3 protein-coding genes and 1 pseudogene are annotated in these 3782 nt (G+C 64.3%); 3 read left to right on the top strand and 1 reads right to left on the bottom strand.

Going from position 1 to position 3782, the window contains the following annotated elements; genetic code table 11:
* On the top strand, positions 1-895 hold an 895-nt coding region (locus RT460_RS10600; protein WP_313318922.1), incomplete at its 5' end, for an alpha/beta fold hydrolase.
* A gap of 127 nt (positions 896-1022) precedes the next feature.
* Here the strand turns inward: RT460_RS10600 and RT460_RS10595 are convergent.
* Entirely contained in the window at positions 1023-1478 is a 456-nt protein-coding gene (locus RT460_RS10595) for a CopD family protein (RefSeq protein WP_313318921.1), read from the bottom strand.
* A 63-nt stretch (positions 1479-1541) separates the two neighbouring features.
* Here RT460_RS10595 and RT460_RS10590 point away from each other — a divergent pair, with 63 nt between their 5' ends.
* Both RT460_RS10590 and phaZ read left to right on the top strand, forming a co-directional pair.
* The gene (locus tag RT460_RS10590) at positions 1542-2138 is read left to right on the top strand and encodes a class I SAM-dependent methyltransferase (protein ID WP_313318919.1); all 597 of its coding nucleotides are present in this window, start codon (positions 1542-1544) and stop codon (positions 2136-2138) included.
* An 82-nt stretch (positions 2139-2220) separates the two neighbouring features.
* Positions 2221-3450: pseudogene (gene phaZ, locus RT460_RS10585) on the top strand (polyhydroxyalkanoate depolymerase); the annotation flags it as partial.
* Positions 3451-3782: the final 332 nt, after the last annotated feature.

The following is a 3782-nucleotide window of genomic DNA, read 5'->3' as shown; positions in this document are numbered from 1 at the left end:
GCTACGCGCCCCGGCCCTTGCGCCAGCGCAAGGGCCGGGGCGCGGAGCGGGGGTTGGGGAGAGGGGCCCGCTGCACGGCAGCGGCAAGACAAGGCATCATCAAGCCATCGCAGCAAGGCCCGGCCCCATGACCACCCCGCTCAAAATCCTGGTGACCACGCTCACCCTGATTGCCGCGCTGTATCTGCTCGCCTGCGCCCTGCTCGCCTACAACGCGCGCAGCCTGCTCTACCACCCGGTCCCGCGCACCGCCGACGTTCCATACTGGGAAATGCCGCGCGACGATGCGCAACTGCTGATCAGCAGCAACAAAGGTCCCAGCCGGCAACAACGGGTACTCTACTTTGGCGGCAACGCAGAAGACGTTTCGCAAGCCGTGCCTATGCTGGAACAGGCCTTCCCCGACGCAACGGTCCACGCCATGCACTACCGCGGCTACGGCGGCAGCGGCAGTTCCCCCACGGAAGCACGCCTCATCGCCGATGCCCTGGCCCTGTACGACGCGACCGCCGGCGGTGCAACCGACATCACCGTGATCGGCCGCAGCCTCGGCTCCGGCGTCGCCATACAGCTCGCTGCGGCGCGACCGGTTCAACGCCTGGTGCTGATCACCCCGTATGACAGCATCGGCGACCTGGCTGCGCGTATGTTCCCGATATTCCCCGTGCGTCTGCTGCTACGTGATCACTACGACTCGTACCGCCATGCCGCACGGATCACCGCGCCTACCACGTTGATCATCGCCGGCAGGGATGAGGTGATTCCGAATGCCAGCTCCCTGCGCCTTTTGCGGAATTTCCGCCCCGGCGTTGCGCAGGCGGTGACCATCGCTGATGCCGATCACAACGATGTCTCTGCTTACCCGGAGTTCGCACAGGCATTGCGGGGGAACTAACCGTCACAAGCTCAACCCCTCCCCTGCGCTACGCGCAAGGGAGGGAGCAACGCGCGAGTCCTCCGTTTGGCGCAGCCAAAGGGAGGGTTGGGAGGGGTGCCGTTGCTCTTCGCAGCCCCAAAACAACTCAGAACGGCTTGGCCAGCACCAAGTAGACAATCGCAATGAACAGCACCAACGGCAGCTCGTTGAACCAGCGCAAGGTGCCCGAAGACGGCAACGCCTTGCCCTTGATCGTGCCCTTCAACCAGCGCCCGGTGAAGGTGAAATAGACCATCAGCAGCACCACCAGGCCCAGCTTGGCATGCAGCCATCCAGCGCCACCCGGCGCCACCATGGTCGGAAAATCAGGCAGCACCTTGTAGCCCAGCCACAGCACCAGGCCCAGGATGAAAGCGATGCCAAACATGATGTGGCCGAAGCGGTACAAGCGCTTGCCCATCAACTGCAGCCGCTCCACCACAGCAGGCTGACCGGCGGCCTCGGCGATGTTGACCAGGATCCGCGGCAGGTAGAACACCGCCGCCATCCACGCCACCACGAATACGAGGTGGAAGGTCTTTACCCAAAAGTACGACTGCATGCGCTGGCTCCATCGGCGGCGTAGGATGAGCGCCATTTTCGCCCATCCGCACAAGACACGCACATGCAGGACAAGCAGTACGACGCCGACTACTTCCAACGCTGGTACCGCCGCGACGATATCGGCGGCCCGGCGCGCCTTGCGCGCAAGGTGCAGCTGGCCGTGGCTGCAGCCGAGTATTACCTGGAGCGCCCGATCCGCAGCGTGCTCGACATCGGTGCCGGCGAAGCTGCTTGGCGCGCCCCCCTGCTCAAGCTGCGCCCCAAGCTCCAGTACATGGGCTTTGACAGCAGCGAATACGCCGTGCGCCGCTACGGCCGCACCCGCAACCTGCACCTGGGCGCGTTCGGCGACTTCCAGTGGCTGCGCCCCTGCGCGCCGGTGGACCTGCTGGTCTGCTCGGATGTCATGCATTACGTGCCCAGCCGTGAGCTGCGCCAAGGCCTGCCCGGCCTGGCCGAGCTTTGCGGCGGGGTCGCCTTCCTGGAGCTGTTCACCGCCGAGGATGCGTTCCATGGCGATCATGAAGGCTTCCAGCAACGCCCGGCCCGCTGGTACAAGCGCCAGTTGCGCGACGTAGGCTTCCGTGCGGTCGGCTCGCACTGCTGGCTGGCCCCCGCGTTCAGCGAGGACATCGCCGCACTGGAAAGGGCCGACTAAAGGCCAATACCTGGCTTAACGCCTGGTCGGCCATAGTGAGCTATGCTGCACAGCATCATATGACTGTACATATTGAGAAACCATGCTCTACCAACTGCATGAGTTGACCCGCAACCTGCTCGCGCCCTGGGTCCATCAGGCGCAAGCCAATGCGGCGTTCTTCAATAATTCGGGCCACTGGTGGTCGTCGATGCCGGGCGCTGACCGGTTTGCGGCGATGAACGAGCTGTTCCATCGCCTGGGCAAGGACTACGAGAAGCCCGAATGGGGCATCCACGAGCTGGAGCTTGATGGCGAGATCGTGCCGATCGCCCAGCTGACCGAGGTCGAAAAGCCGTTCTGCAAGCTGCTGCGCTTCAAGCGCCACAGCAACGAAACCTCCAAGGTCGAAGCGCTGTTGGCCCAGCCCATCGTGCTGGTGGTTGCACCGCTGTCCGGTCACCACGCCACCTTGCTGCGCGACACCGTGCGCACCCTGCTGCGCGACCATCGCGTCTATGTCACCGACTGGGTCGATGCACGCATGGTGCCGGTCGAACAGGGCGAGTTCGGCCTGGACGACTACATCGAGTACGTGCAGGAATTCATCCGCCACCTCGGCGCCGACAACGTGCACGTGGTCAGCGTCTGCCAGCCCACCGTGCCGGTGTTGGCAGCGGTATCGCTGATGGCCAGCCGTGGCGAAGCCACGCCGCGCTCACTGGTGATGATGGGTGGCCCCATCGATGCGCGTTGCAGCCCGACTGCGGTCAACAACCTGGCCACGCGCAATCCGCTGTCGTGGTTCGAGAACAACGTCATCCACACCATTCCGGCGCCGTATCCGGGCCAGGGCCGCCGCGTCTATCCGGGCTTCCTGCAGCACGCCGGCTTCATGTCGATGAACCCCAGCCGCCACCTGATGTCGCACTGGGATTTCTATACCGACCTGGTCAAGGGCGACCTGGACGATGCCAACGCGCATCGTCGTTTCTACGACGAATACAACGCCGTGCTGGACATGCCGGCGCAGTTCTACCTGGACACCATCCGCGTGGTGTTCCAGGAGTTCCTGCTGCCGCGTGGCGAGTGGTATGTGCGTGGCGAACACGTCGACCCGTCGGCGATCCGCGATACCGCCCTGCTGAGCATCGAGGGCGAGCTGGACGATATCGCCGGCCTCGGCCAGACCGAAGCCGCGCAGGCACTGTGCACCGGCATTCCGGCCTCGCGTCGTGACCACTTCATTGTTGAAGGTGCCGGCCACTACGGCATTTTCAGCGGCCGCCGCTGGCGCGAAGTGGTGTATCCGAAGATGCGTGACTTCTTCAGCGCCCAGTCCGCCCAGCCGGCTGCCAAGAAGCCGAAGAAGGCCAGCAGCAACGTCATCCCGCTGCGTCGCCGCGCCCGCTGACAAGGGCAATGCCGAGCCATGCTCGGCAGAGGCTTTCCTGGTAACGCCCCAAGAGCTGTCCTCACCCCAACCCCTCTCCCGTAAACGGGTGAGGGGCTTTGAGCAAAATCGGAACCTGTAGTGCCGAGCCATGCTCGGCAGGGGCTTTCCTGGTAACGCCCCAAGAGCTGCCCTCACCTCAACCCCTCTCCCGTAAACGGGAGAGGGGCTTTGAGCAAAAAGCGGGATCTGTAGTGCCGAGCCATGCTCGG

Source organism: Stenotrophomonas sp. (assembly GCF_032061965.1).
Lineage (GTDB): Bacteria > Pseudomonadota > Gammaproteobacteria > Xanthomonadales > Xanthomonadaceae > Stenotrophomonas.
Note: the sequence above shows the minus strand (reverse complement) of the source record. Positions and strands in the feature narration are given on the sequence as shown.

Coding starts and splice junctions, on each gene's coding strand:
- RT460_RS10590 (WP_313318919.1), top strand. CDS start 1,542: ATGCAGGACAAGCAGTACGACGCCGACTACTTCCAACGCTGGTACCGC.
- RT460_RS10595 (WP_313318921.1), bottom strand. CDS start 1,478: ATGCAGTCGTACTTTTGGGTAAAGACCTTCCACCTCGTATTCGTGGTG.